This is a genomic window from Simiaoa sp., assembly GCF_051972595.1.
GTDB classification, from domain to species: domain Bacteria; phylum Bacillota; class Clostridia; order Lachnospirales; family Lachnospiraceae; genus Acetatifactor; species Acetatifactor hominis.
Genome location: NZ_JBOKRY010000015.1, coordinates 14,741 through 38,623, shown reverse-complemented (window position 1 = coordinate 38,623; position 23,883 = coordinate 14,741). Strand labels below are relative to the sequence as shown.

The window sequence follows — 23,883 nt, the reverse complement described above, 5'->3', positions numbered from 1 at the left end:
TTCCGCCATATAATTATATTGATTTATCGTGTTTTATGTCAATTTATCGTGTTTTTGACAGGAGGAATTACCTATGTATAAAATGAAGTCAGACATCAATTTTTCACTCACACATGAAATGTTGGAAAATGCAGAAAATGAACGGATACATACATCTTATGCACAGGAAAAGGCAATTCTCGAATGTGTTTCAAACGGAGATATTCATGCATTGGAGAATACCTATTATTCACTCCCAACAACTGTTTACGGAAAGATGACCTCTTCCAATTCCAAATTAAAATTACTTTTTTATGCAAGTATTGCTAATACAACTTTAGTTACCAGATATGCCATCGAAGGAGGACTTAATGAGGAAACTGCTTTTTCCTTAAGTGATGTATATATACGAAAAATGGAACAATGTACCGATGTTGACGCTTTAATGAAATTAAATGAACAGATGGCTATTGAATTTACACTTCGTGTTGCTGAGGCAAAAAAGGCGCAAAAAAACTACTATTCACCAGCTATTTCTCGCGTCATTGATTATATCTATCATGTAAAAAATAAAACTTTAACCTTAAATCAACTGGCATCTTTAGTTAATTTAACACCTAAATATCTGTCTGCCCTGTTCCATAAAGAAACCGGACAGCCGCTTACTGTTTTTATCCATAAAGTTCTTATCGAAAAGGCAAAGAATTTGCTGGCACATTCTGACTACAGTCTGGGCGAAATCAGTACTTACTTGAATTTTTCATCTCAAAGTTATTTTATTTCTATTTTTAAGCGATACACTGGTATAACCCCTGGACAATATCGTAAACTGCACCGCAAGATTAGTTGGTAAAGTAAAGAATAAAATAAGAATATCGATGATTAAACGTTACTATCGCCAAAACTTTTCTCATCTTGGAGATAAAAGAACTCCGATGCACTCAACAGGCTAAAGCCCATAAAAAAAACCACCCTTCGTAGTAGATTACTACTAACGAAAAGTGGCTGTTTATTTGCCTTTATTCACTCTTCAGTTCAACCCTTAGTAGCCTAAACCGTGGTATTTATGCGTTTTCCCGCCATAATATGCTGTACTCTGACCCACTTTGCCAAACCCTGCATTATAGTAAAACTGGAGTTCCGTGGCAGATGAAAAGTATCCAATGAGGTCATAAAATCACGCTTTCTGTTTAGGTACAAACTCAATCTTAAGCGCCATTCCCATACCATCCGCTAATCTCTTAAGCAAATTAACAGAAGGATTTCGTGTTCCATTCTCAAGCTTGCTGATATCTGCCTGATTAATACCAGTACGTTCTGCAAGCTCCTTCTGTGTCATATTCTGAGAAGTACGAGCATCCACGATAGCTCTTATGACATCCATCTCAGGCTGAATAGCTTCATATTCTTTTCTGAACTCATCATCTTTTAGCTGCTTAGAAAGCATGTCATCAAATGTTCTCATCCTTCATCGCCCTTTCTATGAAATCTTTTCTTCTATCCTTTGCAATCTGAATCTCCTCTTTAGGAGTTTTCTGTGTCTTTTTAACAAAGCCATTCGTCAGTATTATTTTTCCCTCATAATAGAAAAAATATAAGACTCTGGTAATATCACTTCCAAATTTACAACGCAATTCAAATATTCCATCATCCAGATGTTTACTGTAAGGTTCTCTAAGCATATTTCCCTTTTCTTGTAATATACCCAGCAAGCCAAATATTTTAGCTCGCATCGTAGGATTAACAGAATCAAGAAATTCCTCTACTGGAACTTCGCCGTTATCATTTTCATATGCTATCAGTTTAAATTCTGTCATATAATCTCCTTTGTGAATATTATATGGTATATATGCCATAATGTCAATTATACATTTAACATAATCATACCGATCTATTTCTCTAAAAAACGTGTAGTAAGTGTGTAGTAGAGCACTTTTCTAGCCAAGGAATGGCTTAAATTCAGAGATACGCAAACCGGTGCTTTGCCGTCAATGCGTCACGCTTTACAGCGTCATTTATCAACACCTTTGCACGTTCAAAATCAAACGGATTTTTCCGAAGCAAATCATTGTCCACAGCCATTGTAAAAGCAGTTCTTACTACATCTGTCTTTTCTTTGATGATTGCAGTGATTCTATTCTCTTCCATCGTCTGTTCCTCCATAATATTCTCTTTTATGCGGTTCCATAAAATTTAAGCCGCAGCTCTCGCCACGGCTTCATCACATTTAATATATGTCTCTTTCATATTCTTTGTAAATCAGTTGGATACAATCCGCATAAATTCTCTGATTACTGCCACTGGCTAAATTATTAAAGAAACCTGACGGAATCACTTTAAAAACACAATACATCTACTTTTTCACCTCTATTCGGATAGCTTCTTCCACTTATGAAAAAATACATACTTACTACCCAAGATACCAACCTTAGCTTCCACACCATTGGATAACATCAGAAATAATTTACAGTTTACTATTCTACTCAAAATGTATCTCTTCCTGACTAGACGCATATATATCCAACTGGTTTTGAACATCTATCCTATTAACAATCCAACCACGCAGGATACAAGCTTTAACAAAATCCTCTATTCTGTTAATACCGTTTACTTCTTTTAAAGTAACAACAATGCCGAAATTTAACGGAGACCTCATTTGTGTACTAAGTCTTTCCTTAGATGTTACAGAAAGTCCCCACAAACGGTCATCATATGATTTCACTGGTTTATTATTGTTCTTAACTATTCGAGATATGAACTTTGTATTGTCCCATTTACGAAATTCTTTTCTTGACTGCCTCTCGTCCATCCTACTGTCAGCATCATCCTGTACATTATCATTGATATCACTGATTTTTCCTTTATCATCAATGATTCTGCCAAACTTCAAAGACAACTCTCTATCTGTATAATCCACTCCCTGAGTTCTAGAACATTCCGGAAAATAACATAGTGTTGCCCTTGCAATATAAGGGTACTTATTATCATCATCTTTCGGAACCGGAATCGCATAGTTAGCTGTGCGGTAAGAATCCGATGTTCCATAAACAACGAATCGAATTTCGTCGCTCTCAGTTTCTACTATCTTTCTGATATCAATCGGTACTACTCCATATCCCATAATGGACTTGTTATTTTCCGACTTAGCCTTATAATCCCACGCAGCCGCAGAATCAATTATTAATGCCTTGGCAACCTCCTTTGGCATACCCATCACATCTATCAAATAGCACATTTTTCTGCTGACCCAAGGCGCAGCAAAAGATGTACCGTATACTTCTTCTGTGCCATAAGATGTATATGTAGTAATTCTGTCGTCGTAATCTCCGCCATAATAAGAGACATCAGGCTTATTATAAAAAGAAAGAATATTTCCCTTTCTAGAGTATCCTGCCGGTTGCCCATCTCTCCTAACAGAATTTACTACAAGAGAGTTAAGTGAATCCGCAGGTGCTCCAACTTTTAAAAGTCCTTCCCGTATTTCACGGTTATCATTTGTTCCAGCAATCACAAAAATAACATTCTTTTTTGCCTGTATTTCATCTAAAGCTGCAGCATCAAATGATACAAAATTCTTTGAAACCTCATCATCTGTTCCTAATGATAGATTCCAAACATGAATGTCTGGATTTTCATTCACGATATCCTTGATTTTTTTAACAAGTCGAATTGTGGATATCCTGCTAGAGCATACGCCAAAATGACGAACTCTAAATCTGCCGCACCCATCATCAAGCCACGGATTCATCCTGGGGCCATCAACAATAATCGAAGTGACTTCCGTTCCGTGGTCTCTTAAATTTAAATCATTCTGATATTTCTCTAAATCACTTATGTAATCTTTGTTGTCTACCCACTTACTAAAATACACACTTTCATCAAAAAATGTATCTATAACGCCAATCACCGGCTCATTTTGCGGATCAGGAATATCATGCTCCTCCCTGCTTTTCGGTGATATATCCTCTAATGTAATTGAAGATATATCCGTTGAAATCATGGAAATCATATATGGAATCTTGTCGTTTATGATTTCAAACAAATCTCTTGTGACTGAAATAGTATCGTCTCCGTATGCCGTATATGGCAATTGAGTATCATCTACTCTCAGTTTTTCAAGCAAAAGTGATAAAGACAACTCAGACTTGTAAAAAGTAATCAAAAATTTATCTCTATTAGGAATTGATGTAACACGAGGAACATCGAACTTTTCTACAACAGAACAATCTATAATCAGATCTCGAAGTTTTCCTTTTCCAATCGAAAATCCTTCATAATCAATATTACTGTTAGGTTCCGTAAAGTTCATAGGCGTAGCTTTCCCACCTAATCTTTTAAGTAGAAATTCCTTGGCTATCTGTAACTCTTCTATAGTTTTATGGATTGTTTTTTCATCAACATAGTGCGTAATAATATGGTTTTCTTCTCCCTCAGGTGCATCCGAAAACCTGGCCCCTACCACGGTGTCATTTGTAGAATGCTTATTTGGTTTTAATAATTCCCTTACGCGATTGGACTTTGCAATAATGTCGTTATACCAAACGTCAATCATCACATCATTAGTAATACGTGGATTATCTTTATAATATCTGAGAACCGCCCGTAAACTATCAATAAGTTCGTCTATTTTTTCAGTTGAAGTTTCTGCTTTAGCACGCAAGTTTCTCGCTCCAGGCTTCTGATTATTCTTTTCTCCCGTGAATCTAAGCTTTACTTGAAGTAACGGATTCATTTTAACTCTCCTTCAGTTTCCGTGATACGCTGCTCTTTGGAATACGTGATAATATCTCTATTTCTCTTGTTGTATACCCTTCATCGTTAAGTCTTTGTATGTCAATTTTCTTATTATCATTTAGTGCAAAATATATCTTTCTCAAATAATCATACTCATTTGCTTCACTCGAAAAAGCTACCGAAGTTTTAATAATCTGTTTTAAGTCCCCTGGAAAAGGTATACTTTCCATGTTCTTAAGAATTTTATTAAAGAGACGCATATCCTGTTTTGAGTTAGCATTCTTTTTTAGTGTCGAAGAGAGAATTGCATCAGCTATTTCAATCAGGTCTTCCTTTGAATATCTATCGAAAGATACTGTGGCATCAAATCTCCGGACAATTGCCTTATCAAAGTTGCTAAATAAATTAGTAGTAGCAATTATAACGGCATTTTCATTTAATCTATCCAATTCCTTTATAAAGGCAGAAGTAACTCTTCCCATCTCCCTCAAGTCATTGGCATTAACCCGATCTAGCACCAATGCATCAATCTCATCCATCAATATGATTATTTTTCCAAATGCAAGATGATTAATCTCATCAAACAAATTTGCTACATTTTTAGCTGTTTCTCCAAGCCGGCTATCTATGAGCTGTTCAAAGTCGACTCTCAAAAGATCTCTTCCTAAAATACGTGCTATTTGATATGCGGATTCCGTCTTACCTGTTCCCGGGGCTCCAAAAAACAAGAATTTAGTTAAATCTGCTTTTTGACTAATTGCTCTGGTTATTCCCAAGATATCTTCTTCGATAATCTCCGGTAACAATAAAGATGTATTTGTATAATCGACTTTTGTTAAATAGTGTAGATTCTTGTATGAACTCTGCGGCACATAATAATTTGCGTTGGACACTAACTCCATGAGATAGTTTGCCATTGCAGAATCCCCGCTCTGATCAAACTCTTTTGCTATCTCTGCAACTTCAGATATAAAAGCCTCCTCATTCTTTTCAACATGATATCTAACCAAGTTCATAATACTTTGCTTTTTCATTGTTTTATTCCTCTCAATCGGATGCTCATATACTTCAATATTATTATATCAATCAGTGGGACAATGTCAATGTATTTGGGACAAATATTTGGATTTTATTTCATCTAGAAGCTTCTCTAAATTATTATAATAAAGCGCAGAAAGGATCATGCATTCTGCACGATCCTTATCTGTTATCTAAAAATATTATAAATATTTTTTAAACGCCTCCTTCATTTTCATGCAGGCATCCATAATATACTCAAACTGTTGTGACCAGTCATTCCGGTCATCCAAATTCACTTCTCAGATCTGTGATTTCTTTTATTTTACCTAATTGAATCAATGTATTCCCTTCCCTTCCTCTTCATCCCCGGGCCATCTCCAGTAATTTCTGATAATTATCCACCACATCGTATGTTACATTCTCACCACTGATGGCTTTAAAATGCTCCTTTGCACAGTTAATCTTCGCCTGCTCGATTCCGCGAAGTCCTCCGGTGTCTGCGGAACCTTTTGTCTCAGCGACAAAATAAATGTGTTTTACGGTTCCTTTCTTAAATGCAATTGCCCAGTCCGGTGTATAATTTCCAACAGGCGTTGAAATGTAAAACCTTCTCGGAAGTTTTACATATACCGCAACTTCCTGTGATGCTTCCAATTCCTCGACAAATCTTCGTTCATTTTCAGAATCATATACCACATGATCGTATACATGCTTTTCTGTCTTCATTGCATTAACATCAAGTTTTCCTTTTATTACCGCATTTTCCAAAATCTCTGTGTCATACTTGTCATCTAAAATATGATATGTGATATGCTCTATAATCACGGCTGCCTTTTCATCATTAATAATTTCCGCTGCCTGAATAATAAATTCCTCCGGATTATCTTGAAACTGTTTAAATACGGTTTCCTTCATTCCTGTCAGAATATGAATGATCGTTTTTCTGGTAAGTTCTGTTTCATCAACTAGCTTACCAATGAGGTCATACTTTACACTGGTATTGACGGGCATCGGATGTTCGTCATAGCTTTCCGACTCCTTCTTTTTAAATGCGGTTCCCTCAATCAGTTCTTCCTTTGACCGAATCTCTGTCATTACTCCATACTCCAGTCTGAAGAAGATTTTTGGAACATGTAGTTTCAAATTTAGCGCGGCAATTGCTTTCCGTACCAGTTCCTCAGTATCAAAATCCACTGCATAGGCCGTCCGGATATTAATCTGTTCCCACAAATTTTTAAATTCCAACATGGCAAGTTTCTCTGCATCCAATCGAAGTTCAACATCATATCTTCTGGCATTTTCGGGTCGCATCCGGGTCGCATCATAAATACAATTTAAAATATTCAGAAAGTCCCTTCGATATGAATCTAATGCTATTCCAAAACTGACCTTACCATCCTCCTTATCTCTATAAAATATCTCTGTCAAATGGTCATTTTCATCCAGATACCCTAATCTAGTCATATAATAAATAATTCTTCTTGCCATCGAGGCATCTACAATTTCCTCATTTCCGTCTTTATCATGCACTAGCGCATTTTCAAATAAATCTACTGTGACCTGTCTGGGTCTGTCGCTTACAGCTTCGGCAATTTCGGTCTGCAATCCCTTGGCAAACTGATCGTAACTCTCACTTGCAATAATTGTCAGAACATTAACATTATGCACATCTGCTCTCAGTGCATTTTCGTCCATTCGTTCGCCATCTTCATTGACGCAGAGGCGCATGCCTCGACCTACTTCCTGTCTCTTGCGGATGTCACTGCTGCTCTGCTTTAATGTGCATATCTGAAATACATTCGGATTGTCCCATCCCTCTTTCAAAGCAGAATGAGAAAAAATAAATCTCACCGGAGATTTTCCAGGATCCCGTTCCAACAAAAGCTCCTTATTTTTCATAATCAGATCATATGCATCCGCATCATCCGATATTGCGTCAACACGTCCCAACTTACTGTTGACCATATGTCCTTTTCTGTCAACAGAAAAATAGCCAGCATGGGTTTTCTCTGCGTGGATACTCTGCAGATATCTCCCATATTCCCTTTCTCCTTCTCGCAGTTGAAGATTTTTAACAACGTCCACATACTCTTGCTCAAACATATCCGCAAAGATACCGTTTTGTGGTCTACCTGCCTCATCATATTTTCTGTAATGATCTACCTCATCAATAAAAAAGAGCGATAGTACTTTGATTCCTTTATAAAATAGCTGTCGTTCTCTTTCAATATGTGAAAGAATAGTTTCCCGAATCTGAATCCTCCTGAACTGTTCCTCACTGACTCTGCCAATTACATCTCCGGCATATAGTTTGATTCCATTAAGGAATTCAATGGAGTCGTCTCTTCCGTCAATATTTTTTACAATAAAATTGTTATGATATTCCTCCAGTTCACCGGATGCAGTGTACAAATTCAAACCGATTCCGGCACGTTTAGAAACTGTTTTAAGGCCAGCGGTTCCTTTTACATGAAATTGTATAGTCGCAGTAGGATCAGTATCAGACAGGTTGATTCCCTCCAGGTAAACATAACTGTCTGTTGCGTTCGTACCTGTCTCCTGAATTCCCTTTACTGCAATTTTCTTCACCAACTTTTTATTGTACGCTTCCATCGCATCCAATCGGTAGACCATGTTATAAATACTATCCTTTTTATGCGTAGCAGAATAGCGAAGCATCATCAGTGGGTGAAACTCTTTCAAGTTCTTTTTCGTCTGTTTTCCCTCTACGGATTGTGGTTCATCAATAACCACAATCGGATGGGTTGCTGCAATAATATCAATTGGTCTTCTGGATCTGAATTCATCCAGCTTCATATGAATTCTTCTGGCATCCCTGCCTTTAGCATTGAACGCCTGAGAATTGATAATCATAACATTTATGGAGTTGTCCGATGCAAATCTGTCAATTTCGGTAAGTTTGGAAGAATTATAAATAAAATAATTAATTTTTCTGCCATATTCCTCTGCGAAATGCTCCTGCGTTACCTGAAATGTTTTATATACTCCTTCCCGAATCGCAATACTGGGAACAACAATAATAAATTTACTCCAGCCATAGTGCTTATTCAGTTCATACATCGTTTTGATATATGTGTAGGTCTTACCGACACCGGTCTCCATCTCGATGGTCAGATTGTATTTGCCTTCCAGTTTTTCGGAAGGAGCAATCTGATTGTCTCTTTGAATTGTCCGTATATGATCCAAAATCATCTGATCATCCAGTTCCGGTATTACAGGCTGGTTTCCCCAGCCTGTAAAGTCACCATTACTCATCATCGATATCTGGTAATCCCCAACACCTCTATCCATCTTATAAGAAGAAGTTAAGTATGGCTGTCCTGCAAAAACATCTACTACAGCTTTTGCGGCATCCACTTGGAACTTCTGATGTTTAAATTGTAGCTTCATCAGCTTCTCCTCTCTAGATTACTTTTATCTCTGTATTCGGTGATAATAACTTGAAGATTTCACCAACATTTATTTTAGCTGGGCTTCCGGCAAAACTGCTGTCTCTGAGCACCACTCGTTTGGGTCTCTTTTGGGCAATTTCCCGGATCACCGACTCAGAAATATCCTTCTGAAAACATGCCATCAATTCTCCATGATTATAATCATGCACCGCGTATCCATCTATGCACTCCGTACTGTACGGCAATGAGAGTGGCTGCCCCCAGTCAAGCAGACATCCAAACAAAAGATCCAAATCATTTCTGTCAGATTTTACATTTTCTTCCAACATAGCAAGCAGATCCTGCGAATATTCCACAGGACTGTAATATACATCCTTCATATTAGAATCATCCAGTGCAAATACGCGGAACCCAAAGTCATACTGTATCTCCGGATGATCCCCCTTTATTTTTTCAGAAGCTCTTCGTATTCTTTCCTTTCCGATTTCGCATATAGTGGTATATCCTGCCTTAAATGCTTCACTTGTTTCCTCACATTTGTCAGGAACCTGCACCAAAATATATTTGAGATGAATATTCTTATCAATCTCAGTCTGCATTACAGCCTGTGCTGTTGTTGCTGAACCTGAGAAAAAGTCCATAACCGTATCTCCATCCTGCGCAATCATGTTGATAAAGTACTGAATCACATTTACTGGCTTTACGTTTTCAAAAACTCTGACCCCATCAAATAAATCCTGAACACACTGTGTTCCCACATTATAGATACTCATCTGCTCCTTTGGAATCAAGGTAGACGGTGCCCCCATAGCATTTCCAAGATATTTTTTGATATAAATGTTCCAATGCGCCTGATTACCACTACTGTCCAACAATGGTCCCGTAGTAGTTCTCTTAAATGTAACCATTCCCTCCTGCAATGCCTGTTCAAATCTTTCCCTGACATATCTGTAAATGTAACCATCCTTTGGATGCACCTTCTCACCATCCGGACATTCTATCTCATATTTTTGGTTTTCATTTGAAGACTTATTTTTGAAAACAAAATCCTTGTCTCTGTATATCTGCCCCTTTTCGTCCTTTTGCTGATACGTTTTGATTGCATCACCGGATAACGGTGCATAGAAGGTGGAAACCTGCGTCTTGTCCTTTGCATAGCAATAAATATATTCATGAGTCTTGCTGGCAAATTTGGGTCGGATTCCGCCCGCAGTAGAGCAATTCCAAATAAAACAATTGATAAAATTTCGTTCTCCAAAAATTTCATCACATATCTTTTTCATATTTTCCTGTTCATTATCATCAATACTGATAAAAATAACTCCATCTGAAATAAGCAAATTTCTAGCCAACAGTAATCTTTCATAAATCATACTGCACCAAAGCGAATGAAATCTTCCACCAGTATCCAAATTCCTAAACATTCTGTTTCCGCTATCATCTACTGCCCCAAGTTCTTTTTCATACTCATCCGCATCTGTATCGAATTTGTCCAAATAAATGAAGTCATTACCGGTATTATAAGGCGGATCAATATAGATTACTTTTACTGCATTTAAATAGCTTGCCTGCAGTACCTTAAGAACCTCCAGATTCTCCCCTTCGATATACAGATTCTGTGTGGTATCCCACTCAGAAGAATCTGCCACGATAGGGCGCAGTGTTTTGCTGATAGGAGTATTTGCCTCTATTACAGCTTCTTTTTTTCCAACCCAGGTAAATTCATATTTTTCATCACCAAGCACATGATCTCCCAAAAGTAGTGACAAAGCCTCCATATCTATCCCACGGATTATTTCACCTGATTCATTCCTTCCTTCTTTCACACAGGAAGGAAACAATTCTTCTATTTTCTGAATATTTGTCTTGAATCCGTCTATGGATTTCATCCTAGCTTTCTCCATCATAATCTCCTCTGTTATCAAAACAGTTCAGGCATCTTTTTGTGTAGCGTCCATTTTGTCTTGCCTGTTCCTCCGATGTAAATACTTTAAGTTCTTCCCACTTCACATTCCGAATATATTTACAGTCTGTTTTGCAATGATAAAAATTTGTTGTTGTATATGGACTCGCATACACTTCCAAACCATCTTCAAAAAGTTCCGGTAGAGTGTCTATTCCCTCTACTTCCGATAACTTTTTGGTAAAGTATAAGGCGTTTTCAGATTTGCCACGCTTCGGCATCCTTTTTAATCGTACCTCATAGTCTAACAGGTGCTCTTTCCCAAGCCATCCTATGATAAATCCTCTTTTTGCCATCAGATCCAAATATACGCGTATAAAAACATCACAACACTGATGAATCACCTCCAGCTCCAATACCATTTTTCTTAATTTTTCCCCTGTAAAAGGATTCAAAGAATTCTCCTGCTGTTTTGCGAGCTGACAGTAATCTTCCATAGAATAATCTCTAGAAGAAACACTTCTTGTAAAATATGGATAGCAGAAAATATCATCCTTGCTTTTTATCTCATTTATAAGTTTTCGAACTTCTTTGCCATCTTCATAATTACCGCTAAACCCTGAATTTCTCTTCAAATCCTCCCTTATCTGGGTAGATTTCACCTCTGCTATCTTTACATTTGCATCCTTGCACAGTCGTCTTGTGTGTTCGCTCAAATGCACAAATTTATTCGGTGTATTGTTAATATCTCTTTGTATGGATGCAACAATAGGCTTAATATCTACGGTTCCTTTTTTCCAAATCAAGAAATCAAACGGAGCATGCTTTTCAAAATCATCATTTCTGATGTCATCATAGGATTTCATAGCTATTTTATCTTCAAGGAATTGTAAAAAAAACTGTTCCACAATCTCTTCTGCAACTTTTCCCTGCCTGGTATTGCTGCCTCTTTCCTCATCCCTCCGGTCCGGTTGCCAGGTTTCCTCCGTATGCTCCACTATTTGTTCTACTATACTATCATCCATTCTCAGATCACCGTAATACGCTCCGGCAATATGATCAAACAAAGTAATCTGCATTCTTTTGCTCTCTCCATTTTAGTTCTCAGTTGTTTCTCTTCAAATCATTTTCTCATTTTGTTTCACAAATTTCAACAAAAAACACCTCTTACCATTCCTTCATCTCCATGAACTCCCTCAAATCCACCGCATGCCCATCTCTTGTAGTCCAGATTCCTCTCAATCTCGCCCATATAGCATTCCATGGTCTTGTCCACCATGGTCTGGTCGCTTCCCTGCTGAAACTGATCCACAGACAGACATAGGTGAAATATCTCTGAACAAGTCTTACATCCTCTATTTCCCTATTATAACACAGACCGCACATCCATAAAAGACGTGCGGCCTGTTCTATGTTATAATCCCCTTTTACCCGTATGTTTTTGGTACTTCATGTATCATTTATATTATCATATGTAATTTTGTTAGTTATGTCAATGGTATTCTGCCAGGCTTCACATAATTTTTGCAGGGACCATGCCGCATTCGCAGGACTGGTGGAGGGCAGCACCGTGGCTTCCTTCCCTGTAAGCGGCAGCTGGTACTTCCGGTACAGTTCTCCCGCCTTATTCCCATTGGCATAGATTCCCGTGATCTTCGATTCCGCAAGCATGTGTCGGATATCCGTCGGTTCCACATTCCGGATACTGCTGTCGCTGGAGCCCTTAATGTCACAGCTCTGAATGACATCCCAGATGGCTATATGATGTGCAAGAAGCATCGCCTTTTTCTCTTCAATGGTCTCCGGCACCGGTTCCCCGCACAGATCCGCCACAACTTTCCAGAAACGGTTCTGTTTATGCCCATAATAAAAATGATTTTCTCTGGATTTCACCGAGGGCAGTGTCCCCAGGATCAGCACCTTGGAATCTGCATCATACACCGGTGCAAAAGTATGCTCAATATGTTCATATTCCATATTCTTTCGCTCTTTTCATCTCTGACTCATCCTAATCTCCATTCCGCAGACGTTTCCTTCCGTCGGAGGAATCGCAAATCAAATTTCAAATTTGATTCTGCGATAAGGGCCGCTTTCTGCTCCTATCTGTCGTGCTCCAGTCTCCACCGGATACACCTGGTAAGGTAATCCACATACTCCTCGTTCTTGCACATTTCCTTGCCGGGCGTATCGGAAATCTTCGCCACATCCATGCCGTTGCAGGCTGTCGTCTTCATGACGATATTTAAAGGCTCCTCACAGGTATCGTTGGCGATATAAGTGCCGATCCCGAACGCCACCGTCACACGATCCTTGAAAGTCTTTCGCAGCCTATCTGCCCGTTCAAAATCCAGGCTGTCACTGAACAACAGGGTCTTGCGCTTTGGATCGATCCCCAGGGTCTCATAATGGGCGATCATCTTCTCGCCCCAGGCAAAGGGATCCCCGCTGTCATGCCGCACTCCGGAAAACAGGGTGGAATAGGTCAGCTGAAAATCTTTCAGGAAACAATCTGTGGTGATGGTGTCTGTCAGGGCGATGCCGTTTAATACACCATACTCCTTCACCCAGGCATCCAGGGCATACCAGTTGGAATACGCCGGATTGTGCTTGTGATTGCCCTGCCCGGTACACATGATCCATTCATGCGCCATGGTTCCCACCGGTGTCACATTCCATTTTTTTGCCAGATAGACATTGGAAGTACCGATGCAGGCAGAGTCTTTATAGTCCTTATTGTGTGCCACCAGCTTCTGCACCGCCAGTTCCTGTGCTTCCGCGGACAGGCGGCGCCGCAGACCAAATTCACTGAAATTACCAAGACAATAGGTCCCATCTACAAGTTTCTGAATCTTATCCACCAGCCGCTCCCGGAAGGAAGCATACAGCCTGTCATAATCATAATTCATTCGGAAAAATACTTCGTTAACGATAGCCAGCGTCGGTATCTCATACATGGAAGTGTTTAACCAGGAGCCTTTCGTCTCGATGGTCAGACCGCAGGCTGCATCTGTTCCGATCTCGAAATCTTCATATCTGGGCTGCCACAGGCGCAGGAAATCCACATAGGAACCTTTGATCCATTTTACATTTTCCAGATAATTCAATTCTTCCTCCGTAAAACGTAAGTCACAATACGCCCGGATCTGCGCCTTGATCTCTTCCACCATCTCCGTTGTAAAAAATACATCTGTATTCCTACATTTAAATGTCCAGGTAGTCTTATAAGCGCTGAACTGGTGGTAAATGCACTGTCCCATGGAGAACTTATACATATCGTTTTCCAGTAAACTGTTGATGATCTGTGGTAATATCATGATTTTTCCTCTTTCTCTCTTAGCTTCACAGCTGTGTAAATAGGATATGTTCTCTAAATGACATCCACCTGGATCGGTCCCATGGCAGCAATAGCAGTCCGGTGGGTCTGCGGGGTCACACAGGCACAGGCGTTCTCGATAACACACACTCTTGCTTCCGGTACAAATGCCTTTGCCATTACCACATTGCTTAACACACAGATTCCGGTGCAGAACCCGGTAAAATCCACTTCCATGGGATATTCACCCTCTGCTGCCTCTCCTGCAGCCGTCACCTCTGCCCAGATGGTTTTCAATAGCTTTCCGAATTCCGGACTGCCAAAGGTCGGCTTTTTCACCGTGATCACATTTTCCGGTGCATAATGTTCCTGTACCGCCTTTACAATATCCGAATGAATCTTATACCCTTCTGTGCCCTCCTGTCCATGCAGCACAGGCAGTCTTTTTCCTTCCTGGGTGTCCAGATAATCTGCCGTATGGGTATCCTTGGTGATGATCACTTTATAGTATTCCCCTCTTTCGGCTGCGGCAACGATATTTTTTACTGCTGCCTCGCACTCCTTGTTGCCCAGTGCTCCTGTGATGAATTCGTTCTGTGCATCCGTGATCACTAATACTTTCTTTGTCATGTTCCCTCTCCTCTAGCCGCTTTTATATAATGATGTCTGGGGCAAAAGCCCTCGACTTTGCACAAAAAGCAGGCAACCGCGTCCTGCGACTACCTGCTTCTCTTACTTACAGAAATAATTTCTTCACTTTTTCCGCGTCAAATACGACTTCTGTTAGTCCGTCCACTTCAATCTGATACAGCGCGTTGGCTGCCAGATGCTCCGCCGCCTGCTCGAGGTCACGGATACCGCTGGTGTTGGAATAGATCTCCACCACGGCCTCCAGTCCCTCTTCAGTGATAGTGCACTCGTTTGCCTGCAGTCCGATGCGTTTCAGTACCTTTGGCAATGCGAATCTGGAGAAAATGATCTTCTTCTCCTCCGGGGTATAATCCGGAATATCGATCACTGCAAAACGTGACATTAACGGGGCACTGATCTGATCCTTATCGTTAGCCGTGGCAATCGGATAAACACCGAATGTGGGCACAGTACATTCCATATAGTTGTCCGTGAATCCCAGATTATCCAGCAAGGTAAGCAGTACATCCGCCGGATTGCCGTTACCTTTGCCGCTGGCTGCTTTGTCCAGCTCGTTGATGATAAATACCAGATTGGATTCGCCAGCCATGGAAAAAGCTTCCATGATGATACCTGGTTTGGCATTGGCGTAGATTCTGGAGCTTCCGGTCAGCTGCTCCGGATCGTTGATGGAACTCATATCCAGTGTAGTCCAGGGAAGCTTTAAAATCCTTGCCACCGCATAAGCAATCTGGGATTTACCGGTTCCCGCCGGTCCCACCAGAAGCAGACCATAGGCCGGTAAAGTGTGGGTACGGTTGATCTGGATAATGGTCTCCATGATACGCTGTTTGACCCTCTCCATGCCGTACAATTCCTCATCCAGGATCCGTCTGGCTTCCACGGGATCAATAGCCTCAAAATAATTGCCCTTCCACTGAATGTTCATCATGATGGACAACGCTCTCTGGGCATGCCTTCTCTCCTCGGGAGATACCTCGTGGGATCTTGCCACTGCCAGGTTTCTTCTCGCCCACAGGCGGATATTTTCCGGCATGGTCTTTCCGGCACAGGTCATGAAATCGGAGATACTCTGAAGACTGGTAAGCTTCATATCATCGCCGTCTTCCCCTTCGTCCTCGCCCTGTTCTTCTTCCGCGGGAGCACTGCTTAAAAACAGCCTCTCCATCATGAATTGTAAGAATCCATCCTCCGCCGACAGCTTGGTACCGCCGCCGAATGCGGTCTCACGGATCTTGTATACCGCATAGCCGTCACTTCTGTTTTCTCCGGAGAGACGCACGTTAATGTGGTTCTCACCAAGCCAGCGGATCAGACTGACAAAACGGGCATCAATCTGCAAAATATCGGCATAAGAGCTGCTGCCTTCCTCTTTAAATTCAAAATTGGTCCGTTTGCTCTGATTACCGAATACACCCACGGCATGATGTTTCCATTTTTCACTGCTGTTATCCAGAATCAAAATCGGTTTCTCCGCAGAGGCTGATCCCTCATTAGAAGAAAACGTTGTATAGGTGCATATAGGATCCTGTTTCTTTTCATTTTCCGGTGTACTGCTGAAATCAAATACCGGCATGCTTAACCTCCTTTTTTCTCGCCTGAATCTTCTCTTCATCGATCAGTTTGAACTGTTTTACGAGATTGGTCATATTCTCAGACTGAGCCAAAAGTTCCTCACTGGTAGCAGACAGCTCTTCTGCTGCAGCCGAATTGGACTGTACGATCTCGGAGATCTGGTTCACACCGCTCTCCGCCTGATTCATGGCATCCGCCTGGGTAGCTGCGATCTGGGTCAGTTCCTCGGAATCCTGTGCGATCTTGCGGACACCATCCACGATAGTGCTTAAGGTCTGGGATGCATGATCCACAGCTTCATTGCCGGCATGGATCTCCTCCAGCGTACCGCCGATCAGATTTCTGGTATTGACTGCGGACTGGGCACTCTGCTCTGCCAGCTTACCGATCTGGTCTGCCACAACAGCAAAGCCTCTGCCTGCTTCTCCGGCTCTGGCTGCTTCGATCGAAGCATTCAGGGACAGCAGATTGGTCTGGCTGGCAATATCTTCGATCTCGCCGATGATGTTGCTGATCTTCTCGGAAGTCTCGTTGATCCGGCCCATAATTTCCATCAGATGATTCATCTCGGTACGGCCTTCATCCGCCTTAGCGGAGTATTCCTGTGCCTGTCTGCTGGAATTCTTCGTATGCTCTGCAGTATTGTCTACCATAGAAGCAATATTGCTAATCGTCGCCTGCAGCTGCTCTACAGCGCCTGCCTGTTCGGTTGCACCCTCAGCCAGAGACTGTGCTGCATCTGCCAGACTTCCGGCACCCATGGATACCTGTCCGGATACTTCATTAACATTGTACAGCGCTTCATTCATCTTATACTTAATATCTCTCAGCGCTTCTTTCAGTTCATCCAGATCGCCCACATAGAGATCGGGATAACGGAACTTCACTGTCCAGTCGCCGTTTGCCATAGCATTTAATGCCTGGTTGATATCCTCGATGATCATTCGGAGGTTGGTCGCCATTGCTGTAGCCGCACGGTTCATCACTGCCATTTCATCCTCTGTCTTCACTTCGGGGAAATCAGATGTCAGATCACCTGCTGCGAAGCCATCCAGTCTGTCTGCCAGTGCTTTCAGCGGTCCGGCGATTCCTCTGGCAATTCTTTTTCCCGTCTTTTCAGATCCTGCAAAGCCTACTCCGATGATCAGAAGGATTACGATAAAAATAACCACACGGAAGACATTCAGCTTGGCTTCCATGGCATTTCCGTTCGTTACACTGCTGTCCAACAGGCTCGTCATATCTGCATATACCTGCTGGAACACGGGATCCATCTGGTCGCCTGCCATCTGCTGTGCCTGCAGCCGCTTAGCGGGATCGGAAGATGTACCCAGTTCCAGTATCTGTGCCTCGATCTGCAGGTAAGAAGCTACGCCGTCCTTGATCTGTTGGTAAGTGGCTCTTCCCTCATCCGTGATCATATCATCTTCCAGGGCACTGATATAGGTATCCAGCTGTTCCGCTGTCAAGTCATGGGCATTTTTTGCTGTGGCGACCAGGGTATCGTCATCATAGCCGATAGCAGCACGGGTCTCGCTCCGCATCTCTGCGATGACGATCATCGCCTTACCGATGTCACCCTGTGCGAAACCGTAATGGCGCAGCGCATAAGAATACTGGTAACTGACGATTCCCATGGCAACACAGGCAATAACACCTGTCGCACTTAATAATAAAGCGATTCTGCGAAATACACTCAGTAACCGTTTTTCGATAGGAAGCTTATTTAACTTATCCGATTTGTTCATTCCAATGTTCCATCCTTTCCGTAAACTGTGAATAAAAATCTGTTGTCCCCTCATACGGCAATAAGTAAAACAGACGCAACAGCAGCAGATTTTCCTCCCGCTGTTTCCCTTCGTCTTCTCCTGCAACTCTATCTGTCATGGCAGATAACAGATCATGCCATTGCAGCTTGAATTGCTCATTTCTCTTCAATTCCGGTGTATCGATCCACTTGCTGACCTTCACCTTACTGCGGTTCTCCTTCGCACATTCTCCGGTCTGAAGGAAATAAAACAGTCCCCCGTTCTCATAATGTCTTCCTAAAGGAAATAAGCGACAGATTCCGGGGCGGTACGGGTGAATGCTGCATCGTCCCTCCACATCCAGATATGCACAGGCTTCCCTGGTTCCCTGCATTTTCAGATTCGGTAAGATCACACCGTCCACCACGTTGAGCTCCACCGACGTCGCTAATAGCTCCTGCATACTTTTTCCAATTCCCGTAGTCAGCCGATAGACATCATAGGGATCTAAAATGATGGAACTTCCCATGCCGCGACAGCACTGCGAACAGCCTTCACAGCCACCGCAGTCTGCCTTTACCATATCATTCGCTTTGTATAAATGACCGTCGGAGATCTCCGCAAGACTTATATTCTGCCTCATATCTTCACCATCAGCCTCTCTGTGCCTTGCGATCCATAATCTCCTTCAGGCTCTCCGTGTAAGGTGCTCTCGCTACACCGTACTCCGTTACAATACCGGCAATCAGTTCATGATCCGTCACATCGAATGCCGGATTGTAGACCTTTACACCCTCCGGAGCCATGCGTTCCTTATACCACATCTCAGTAACCTCTTCCGCCTTACGCTGTTCGATGCAGATATCTGCACCGGTGGCAGTCGCCATATCAATAGTGGAAGTAGGTGCACAGATGTATACCGGCACATTGTACTGTTTTGCCACTGCTGCCACCACGCTGGTACCGATCTTGTTCGCAGTATCTCCGTTAGCTGCCACTCTGTCACAACCTACGAATACTGCCTGTACCCAGCCCTTGGACATGACAGAAGCGGACATATTGTCACAGATCAGTGTCACATCCACACCTGCGGAATGCAATTCAAATGCTGTCAGTCTGGCTCCCTGTAAAAGGGGTCTGGTCTCATCCGCAAATACATGGAAGTGATAGCCCTTCTCCTGCCCGAGATAAATCGGTGCCGTAGCGGTACCGTATTTTACCGTTGCAAGTTGTCCTGCATTACAGTGGGTCAGAATACCATCTCCCGGTTTTACCAGCTCCAGTCCGAATTCTCCGATTTTTCGACATACTTCCACATCTTCCGCCCGAATCTGCAGTGCCTCGTTATGCAGGATTTCCTTCACTTTTGCTACTGTCTTGTGCTCATCTCTGCCAGCCTTTACAGCTACGGCATCCATGCGCTTCAGCGCCCAGGACAGATTAACTGCGGTGGGTCTGGAAGAATCCAGATATTCCTTATATTCTGTAAATTTCTGATAAAACTCCTCGAAGTCTTCCGTCTCGATGCGGTTTGCCAGCAGGTAGATGCCCAATGCCGCCGCTACGCCGATGGCAGGTGCTCCCCGGACCTTCAGCAGATAGATGGCATCCCACATCTCCTGTGCGGTATGTAATGCGATCAGTTCAATCTTGCCCGGAAGCAGGGTCTGATCTATGATGATCACCGCATCCTGTGCTTCGTCCAGTGCTACGGTATCGTAATCGAGGATTGTTTTCTGGTTTTCCATGCGTACTCCTTTATCTTCAGCATTCTTTTGATACATTTCATGCATTAATTGTCGTGTCTGATAATATCTGCGAACTCCGCTTTCGCTGCTTTCGCAAGGTCGTCCGGCTTCAATTGGATCTGAGACCCGATCCTGCCGCCGCTGACATAGATTTGTTCCTGCGTCTTCGCACTTTCATCAATTCTGGTCACATACTGTTTTTTCATGCCGATGGCTGTGCAGCCACCGCGGATGTAGCCGGTGATGGCATTGATGTCTTTTACATGGATCATCTCCACGCTTTTTTCTCCGACGGATTTCGCTGCTTTTTTCATATCCAGTTCCTCCGCGATGGGGATGACGAATACAAAATAGTTCTTACTGCTGCCCACGGTGACCAGCGTCTTGTAGACCTGCTCATAGGGCAGGGACAGCTTGTCTGCTATCTGAAGCCCGTCCACGAATTCCTCGCACTCATAGGTGTGATGGGTATAAGGAATCTTCAGAGATTCCAGAATACGCATGGCGTTGGTTTTTACTTCTTTTTGTTTTGCCATAATTTTTCATCTCTCATTCTTGTTAACCCTGGTATCATTTTATTTTACTATGCAATTCTTACGTGCGCAAGCGTGCAAGATAAGAATCTTTTATTACTTTTTCGCAAAAAACTCCGCCCGGCTCCCGGGCAAGCCGAGGGACAAGGCGGAGTTTTGATATATTATTCTTCGGAATTAGTTCGCTGCCTTCTCAGCCTTTGCAGCCTTCAGCTGCTCAGTCAGAGCGGGAACGATCTTGTTCAGGTCTCCTACAATACCGTAGTCAGCTACATCGAAGATAGGAGCAGTCTCATCTTTGTTGATGGCAACAATAAGATCAGATTCTTCCATACCTGCTACGTGCTGAATAGCACCGGAGATACCGATTGCGAAGTAGATCTGGGGACGAACGGTCTTACCGGTCTGTCCAACCTGCAGATCCTTGGGCTTCCAGCCGTTATCTACAACTGCACGGGAGCAGGATACGGTACCGCCCAGAACCTCTGCCAGATCCTCCAGGATCTTGAAGTTCTCTGCACTGCCAACTCCACGGCCGCCGGATACCAAGATCTTGGCATCCATGATATCAACAGTATCGGATACTGCCTTAACAACTTCCTTGATGGTTACATATTTGTTGTTCGGAGTAAATCCGGGATTGTACTCCTCGATCACAGCCTTTGCACCTGCGATAGGAGCGATCTTCTGCATAACGCCGGGACGAACAGTTGCCATCTGCGGTCTGTTGTCAGGACATGCGATGGTAGCAATGGTGTTACCACCGAATGCAGGACGGGTCATCAGCAGCTGGTTGTGCTTCTGCTCCTGTCCGGGGATAGCAACGAGAGGGAAATCACCGATTTCCAGTACAGTACAGTCTGCAGTCAGACCGGTCTGAACTCTTGCGGAAACGGTAGGTCCCAGGTCACGTCCGATAGCGGTTGCACCTACCAGAACGATCTCAGGCTTATACTTCTCAATAACAGATGCCAGTGCATGTGCATAAGGCTCGGTTCTGTAAGTCTCCAGTTCGGGATCATCTACGAGGATCACCTTATCTGCACCATACTCAGCCAGCTTATCAGCCAGTCCTTTTACGTTATAACCGATCAGAACCGCGGTTACCTCGGTCTCCAGCTTTGCAGCCAGCTCTTTACCTTTGCCGAGCAGTTCTAATGCGATACCACTGATCTCATTGTCTACCTGCTGGGCGAACACATATACACCCTTGTATTCTTCAATATTATTGGTTACCATGGTTTGCCTCCTATATTAGATGATGTGCTTTTCTTTGAATTTAGCAACAATGTAAGCTGCTCCGTCTTCAGGGGAATCGGGAACGATCTTCTCGCCTGCGCCCTTACGAACCTTATCGGATGCCTTTGCGATCTTGGTAGGAGATCCCTTCAGACCAAGGTTGCTGTCATCAACATCTTTCAGATCAGCTCTGCCCCAGGTAGTAATCTCTGCCTTGCATGCATCGAAGATTCCGCCGGGAGTCATGTAACGGGGCTTATTCAGCTCGGATAATGCAGTGATCAGGCAGGGCATCTTAGCTTCTACTACATGATATCTGTCATCATACTGTCTCTGAACGATCACCTTGTCTCCGTCTACCTTGATGTCCTGTGCATAAGAGATTACGGGAAGTCCAAGATGTTCAGCGATCTGAGGACCAACCTGTGCAGTATCGCCGTCGATTGCCTGACGTCCGGTAATGATCAGATCATAATCGATATTTCTCAGTGCACCTGCGATGGTAGTGGAAGTAGCCCAGGTATCAGCACCGCCCAGTACTCTGTCGGTAACCAGGATTGCATTGTCAGCGCCCATAGCCAGTGCCTCACGAAGAGCATCTGCTGCCTTGGGAAGACCCATGGTCAGTACGGTAACTTCTGCGCCGAACTCATCCTTCAGCTTCAGTGCAGCTTCCAGACCAGCCTTATCATCGGGATTCATGATAGCAAGCATTGCGCCTCTGTCAAGAGTTCCGTCAGGATTGAATTTAACACCGCCCTTGGTATCGGGCACCTGCTTAATACAAACAACAATCTTCATTGTATTTTCTCCTTACTTTTCTAATTATTCATTCAACAACGCTTACTTCAACAGATCTGCAGAGATAACCATTCTCTGAACTTCAGAAGTACCCTCGTAGATCTCGGTGATCTTAGCGTCACGCATCATACGCTCTACTTCGTACTCTCTGATATAACCATAACCACCGTGGAGCTGGACAGCCTTGGTAGTAACTTCCATAGCAACCTCGGCAGCATACAGCTTAGCCATAGCAGCTTCTACGGAGTAAGAGATCTTAGGATTGGTCTTGTACTCATCTTTCTTGCGTGCAGCCTTGTATACCAGCATCTTGGCAGCCTCAACCTTGGTAGCCATATCAGCCAGCTGGAACTGTGTATTCTGGAATCCGGAAATAGACTTTCCAAACTGCTTTCTCTCCTTGGTGTAAGCAACGGTTCTCTCCAGAGCGCCCTCTGCAATACCCAGAGCCTGGGAAGCAATACCGATACGTCCGCCATCCAGAGTGTGCATTGCGATCTTGAAGCCTGCGCCCTGCTTGCCCAGCATGTTCTCCTTAGGGATACGGCAGTCGGTGAAGATCAGCTCGTAAGTGGAAGAACCCTTGATACCCATCTTCTTTTCCTTGGTACCGAAGGTAAATCCGGGAGTTCCCTTCTCAACGATAAAGGAAGAGATCTCCTTCATCTTTCTGCCTCTCTTCTCTACGATACCGGTAACTGCGATCACGATATATACATCTGCTTCTTTACCATTGGTGATGAAGCACTTGGAACCATTGATGACCCACTCATCGCCATCTAATACAGCCTTGGTCTGCTGACCCTGGGCATCGGTACCTGCACCGGGCTCGGTCAGACCGAAAGCACCGATCTTGCGGCCGCTTGCCAGATCAGGAACGTATTTCTGCTTCTGCTCTTCGGTACCGAAGGTCATGATAGGATCGATACACAGAGAGGTATGTGCGGAAACGATAACGCCAGTCGTTGCGCAAACCTTGGAAAGCTCCTCTACACACATAGCGTAGGTCAGAGTATCACAGCCCTGTCCACCATACTCCTTGGGAACGGGAATTCCCATGAAGCCGTACTTAGCCATCTTCTCAACGGTCTCTCTGGGGAAGGTTTCGGTCTCGTCAACTTCCTGTGCAAGAGGTTTTACTTCGTTCTCGGCGAACTCTTTGAACAGCTGTCTCGCCATCTCATGCTCTTTGGATAATGTAAAATCCATGATGTTAATCCTCCATT

The 23,883-nt window shown here is 43.0% G+C and carries 22 protein-coding genes; 1 reads left to right on the top strand and 21 read right to left on the bottom strand.

The window, feature by feature from the left end:
• Nucleotides 1–73 precede the first annotated feature (73 nt).
• The gene (locus ACTRDR_RS07440; protein ID WP_440526709.1) at nucleotides 74–832 is read left to right on the top strand and encodes a helix-turn-helix domain-containing protein; all 759 of its coding nucleotides are present in this window, start codon (nucleotides 74–76) and stop codon (nucleotides 830–832) included.
• 324 nt (nucleotides 833–1,156) lie between these two features.
• Here the strand turns inward: ACTRDR_RS07440 and ACTRDR_RS07435 are convergent, their stop codons facing one another.
• From ACTRDR_RS07435 to ACTRDR_RS07335, 21 genes are all read right to left on the bottom strand, one after another.
• Nucleotides 1,157–1,444, bottom strand: coding sequence for a helix-turn-helix domain-containing protein (locus ACTRDR_RS07435; RefSeq protein WP_022263216.1), 288 nt, complete (start codon nucleotides 1,442–1,444; stop codon nucleotides 1,157–1,159).
• The gene (locus tag ACTRDR_RS07430) at nucleotides 1,431–1,796 is read right to left on the bottom strand and encodes a type II toxin-antitoxin system RelE/ParE family toxin (RefSeq protein ID WP_440526708.1); all 366 of its coding nucleotides are present in this window, start codon (nucleotides 1,794–1,796) and stop codon (nucleotides 1,431–1,433) included. Before ACTRDR_RS07430 ends, ACTRDR_RS07435 begins: the two co-directional genes overlap by 14 nt.
• 142 nt (nucleotides 1,797–1,938) lie before the next feature.
• The gene (locus tag ACTRDR_RS07425; RefSeq protein ID WP_440526707.1) at nucleotides 1,939–2,127 is read right to left on the bottom strand and encodes a hypothetical protein; all 189 of its coding nucleotides are present in this window, start codon (nucleotides 2,125–2,127) and stop codon (nucleotides 1,939–1,941) included.
• Nucleotides 2,128–2,458: 331 nt separating this feature from the next.
• Entirely contained in the window at nucleotides 2,459–4,711 is a 2,253-nt protein-coding gene (locus ACTRDR_RS07420) for a S8 family peptidase (protein WP_440526706.1), read from the bottom strand.
• A 1-nt stretch (nucleotide 4,712) separates the two neighbouring features.
• On the bottom strand, nucleotides 4,713–5,747 hold the full coding sequence (locus ACTRDR_RS07415) for an ATP-binding protein (protein ID WP_440526705.1): 1,035 nt from the start codon (nucleotides 5,745–5,747) through the stop codon (nucleotides 4,713–4,715).
• Between the two features lie 186 nt (nucleotides 5,748–5,933).
• Nucleotides 5,934–6,029 carry a hypothetical protein gene (locus tag ACTRDR_RS07410; RefSeq protein WP_440526704.1) on the bottom strand — a complete coding sequence of 32 codons (96 nt, stop codon included), beginning with the start codon at nucleotides 6,027–6,029 and terminating at the stop codon, nucleotides 5,934–5,936.
• A 64-nt stretch (nucleotides 6,030–6,093) separates the two neighbouring features.
• Nucleotides 6,094–9,144 carry a type III restriction-modification system endonuclease gene (locus tag ACTRDR_RS07405; protein ID WP_440526703.1) on the bottom strand — a complete coding sequence of 1,017 codons (3,051 nt, stop codon included), beginning with the start codon at nucleotides 9,142–9,144 and terminating at the stop codon, nucleotides 6,094–6,096.
• A gap of 13 nt (nucleotides 9,145–9,157) precedes the next feature.
• Nucleotides 9,158–11,071, bottom strand: coding sequence for a site-specific DNA-methyltransferase (locus ACTRDR_RS07400; protein WP_440526702.1), 1,914 nt, complete (start codon nucleotides 11,069–11,071; stop codon nucleotides 9,158–9,160).
• Nucleotides 11,037–12,128 (bottom strand): hypothetical protein, encoded by a 1,092-nt coding sequence (locus ACTRDR_RS07395; RefSeq protein ID WP_440526701.1) that lies wholly within the window; start codon nucleotides 12,126–12,128, stop codon nucleotides 11,037–11,039. The genes ACTRDR_RS07400 and ACTRDR_RS07395 overlap by 35 nt, the downstream gene beginning before the upstream one ends.
• Nucleotides 12,129–12,199: 71 nt before the next feature.
• Entirely contained in the window at nucleotides 12,200–12,361 is a 162-nt protein-coding gene (locus ACTRDR_RS07390; RefSeq protein WP_440526700.1) for a hypothetical protein, read from the bottom strand.
• A 137-nt stretch (nucleotides 12,362–12,498) separates the two neighbouring features.
• On the bottom strand, nucleotides 12,499–13,026 hold the full coding sequence (locus ACTRDR_RS07385) for a DNA-deoxyinosine glycosylase (protein ID WP_440526699.1): 528 nt from the start codon (nucleotides 13,024–13,026) through the stop codon (nucleotides 12,499–12,501).
• 122 nt (nucleotides 13,027–13,148) lie between these two features.
• Entirely contained in the window at nucleotides 13,149–14,363 is a 1,215-nt protein-coding gene (gene pncB / locus ACTRDR_RS07380) for a nicotinate phosphoribosyltransferase (protein WP_440526698.1), read from the bottom strand.
• Nucleotides 14,364–14,416: 53 nt separating this feature from the next.
• Nucleotides 14,417–14,992: a cysteine hydrolase family protein gene (locus ACTRDR_RS07375; protein ID WP_440526697.1), complete on the bottom strand. Its 576-nt coding sequence runs from the start codon at nucleotides 14,990–14,992 to the stop codon at nucleotides 14,417–14,419.
• 106 nt (nucleotides 14,993–15,098) lie between these two features.
• A complete protein-coding gene (locus ACTRDR_RS07370) occupies nucleotides 15,099–16,589 on the bottom strand; it encodes an AAA family ATPase (protein ID WP_440526696.1) in 1,491 nt (496 codons plus the stop codon).
• Nucleotides 16,576–18,336 (bottom strand): methyl-accepting chemotaxis protein, encoded by a 1,761-nt coding sequence (locus ACTRDR_RS07365; RefSeq protein ID WP_440526695.1) that lies wholly within the window; start codon nucleotides 18,334–18,336, stop codon nucleotides 16,576–16,578. Before ACTRDR_RS07365 ends, ACTRDR_RS07370 begins: the two co-directional genes overlap by 14 nt.
• A complete protein-coding gene (locus ACTRDR_RS07360) occupies nucleotides 18,320–18,979 on the bottom strand; it encodes a YkgJ family cysteine cluster protein (RefSeq protein WP_440526694.1) in 660 nt (219 codons plus the stop codon). Before ACTRDR_RS07360 ends, ACTRDR_RS07365 begins: the two co-directional genes overlap by 17 nt.
• Before the next feature lie 10 nt (nucleotides 18,980–18,989).
• Complete coding sequence (gene mtnA / locus ACTRDR_RS07355) at nucleotides 18,990–20,084, bottom strand: S-methyl-5-thioribose-1-phosphate isomerase (protein ID WP_440526693.1); 1,095 nt, start codon at nucleotides 20,082–20,084, stop codon at nucleotides 18,990–18,992.
• Between the two features lie 44 nt (nucleotides 20,085–20,128).
• Nucleotides 20,129–20,620 carry a Cys-tRNA(Pro) deacylase gene (gene ybaK / locus ACTRDR_RS07350; protein WP_176864183.1) on the bottom strand — a complete coding sequence of 164 codons (492 nt, stop codon included), beginning with the start codon at nucleotides 20,618–20,620 and terminating at the stop codon, nucleotides 20,129–20,131.
• Between the two features lie 174 nt (nucleotides 20,621–20,794).
• Entirely contained in the window at nucleotides 20,795–21,856 is a 1,062-nt protein-coding gene (locus ACTRDR_RS07345) for an electron transfer flavoprotein subunit alpha/FixB family protein (protein WP_118693249.1), read from the bottom strand.
• Between the two features lie 15 nt (nucleotides 21,857–21,871).
• Nucleotides 21,872–22,657: an electron transfer flavoprotein subunit beta/FixA family protein gene (locus ACTRDR_RS07340; RefSeq protein WP_440526692.1), complete on the bottom strand. Its 786-nt coding sequence runs from the start codon at nucleotides 22,655–22,657 to the stop codon at nucleotides 21,872–21,874.
• Between the two features lie 42 nt (nucleotides 22,658–22,699).
• Nucleotides 22,700–23,866, bottom strand: coding sequence for an acyl-CoA dehydrogenase (locus tag ACTRDR_RS07335; protein WP_154496784.1), 1,167 nt, complete (start codon nucleotides 23,864–23,866; stop codon nucleotides 22,700–22,702).
• Nucleotides 23,867–23,883 lie beyond the last annotated feature (17 nt).

Bases quoted from the DNA above. Each gene is read 5' to 3' on its own strand.
- ACTRDR_RS07440 (WP_440526709.1), top strand. From the start codon at position 74: ATGTATAAAATGAAGTCAGACATCAATTTTTCACTCACACATGAAATG.
- ACTRDR_RS07435 (WP_022263216.1), bottom strand. From the start codon at position 1,444: ATGAGAACATTTGATGACATGCTTTCTAAGCAGCTAAAAGATGATGAG.
- ACTRDR_RS07430 (WP_440526708.1), bottom strand. From the start codon at position 1,796: ATGACAGAATTTAAACTGATAGCATATGAAAATGATAACGGCGAAGTT.
- ACTRDR_RS07425 (WP_440526707.1), bottom strand. From the start codon at position 2,127: ATGGAAGAGAATAGAATCACTGCAATCATCAAAGAAAAGACAGATGTA.
- ACTRDR_RS07420 (WP_440526706.1), bottom strand. From the start codon at position 4,711: ATGAATCCGTTACTTCAAGTAAAGCTTAGATTCACGGGAGAAAAGAAT.
- ACTRDR_RS07415 (WP_440526705.1), bottom strand. From the start codon at position 5,747: ATGAAAAAGCAAAGTATTATGAACTTGGTTAGATATCATGTTGAAAAG.
- ACTRDR_RS07405 (WP_440526703.1), bottom strand. From the start codon at position 9,144: ATGAAGCTACAATTTAAACATCAGAAGTTCCAAGTGGATGCCGCAAAA.
- ACTRDR_RS07395 (WP_440526701.1), bottom strand. From the start codon at position 12,128: ATGCAGATTACTTTGTTTGATCATATTGCCGGAGCGTATTACGGTGAT.
- ACTRDR_RS07385 (WP_440526699.1), bottom strand. From the start codon at position 13,026: ATGGAATATGAACATATTGAGCATACTTTTGCACCGGTGTATGATGCA.
- pncB (WP_440526698.1), bottom strand. From the start codon at position 14,363: ATGATATTACCACAGATCATCAACAGTTTACTGGAAAACGATATGTAT.
- ACTRDR_RS07375 (WP_440526697.1), bottom strand. From the start codon at position 14,992: ATGACAAAGAAAGTATTAGTGATCACGGATGCACAGAACGAATTCATC.
- ACTRDR_RS07370 (WP_440526696.1), bottom strand. From the start codon at position 16,589: ATGCCGGTATTTGATTTCAGCAGTACACCGGAAAATGAAAAGAAACAG.
- ACTRDR_RS07365 (WP_440526695.1), bottom strand. From the start codon at position 18,336: ATGAACAAATCGGATAAGTTAAATAAGCTTCCTATCGAAAAACGGTTA.
- ACTRDR_RS07360 (WP_440526694.1), bottom strand. From the start codon at position 18,979: ATGAGGCAGAATATAAGTCTTGCGGAGATCTCCGACGGTCATTTATAC.
- mtnA (WP_440526693.1), bottom strand. From the start codon at position 20,084: ATGGAAAACCAGAAAACAATCCTCGATTACGATACCGTAGCACTGGAC.
- ybaK (WP_176864183.1), bottom strand. From the start codon at position 20,620: ATGGCAAAACAAAAAGAAGTAAAAACCAACGCCATGCGTATTCTGGAA.
- ACTRDR_RS07345 (WP_118693249.1), bottom strand. From the start codon at position 21,856: ATGGTAACCAATAATATTGAAGAATACAAGGGTGTATATGTGTTCGCC.
- ACTRDR_RS07340 (WP_440526692.1), bottom strand. From the start codon at position 22,657: ATGAAGATTGTTGTTTGTATTAAGCAGGTGCCCGATACCAAGGGCGGT.
- ACTRDR_RS07335 (WP_154496784.1), bottom strand. From the start codon at position 23,866: ATGGATTTTACATTATCCAAAGAGCATGAGATGGCGAGACAGCTGTTC.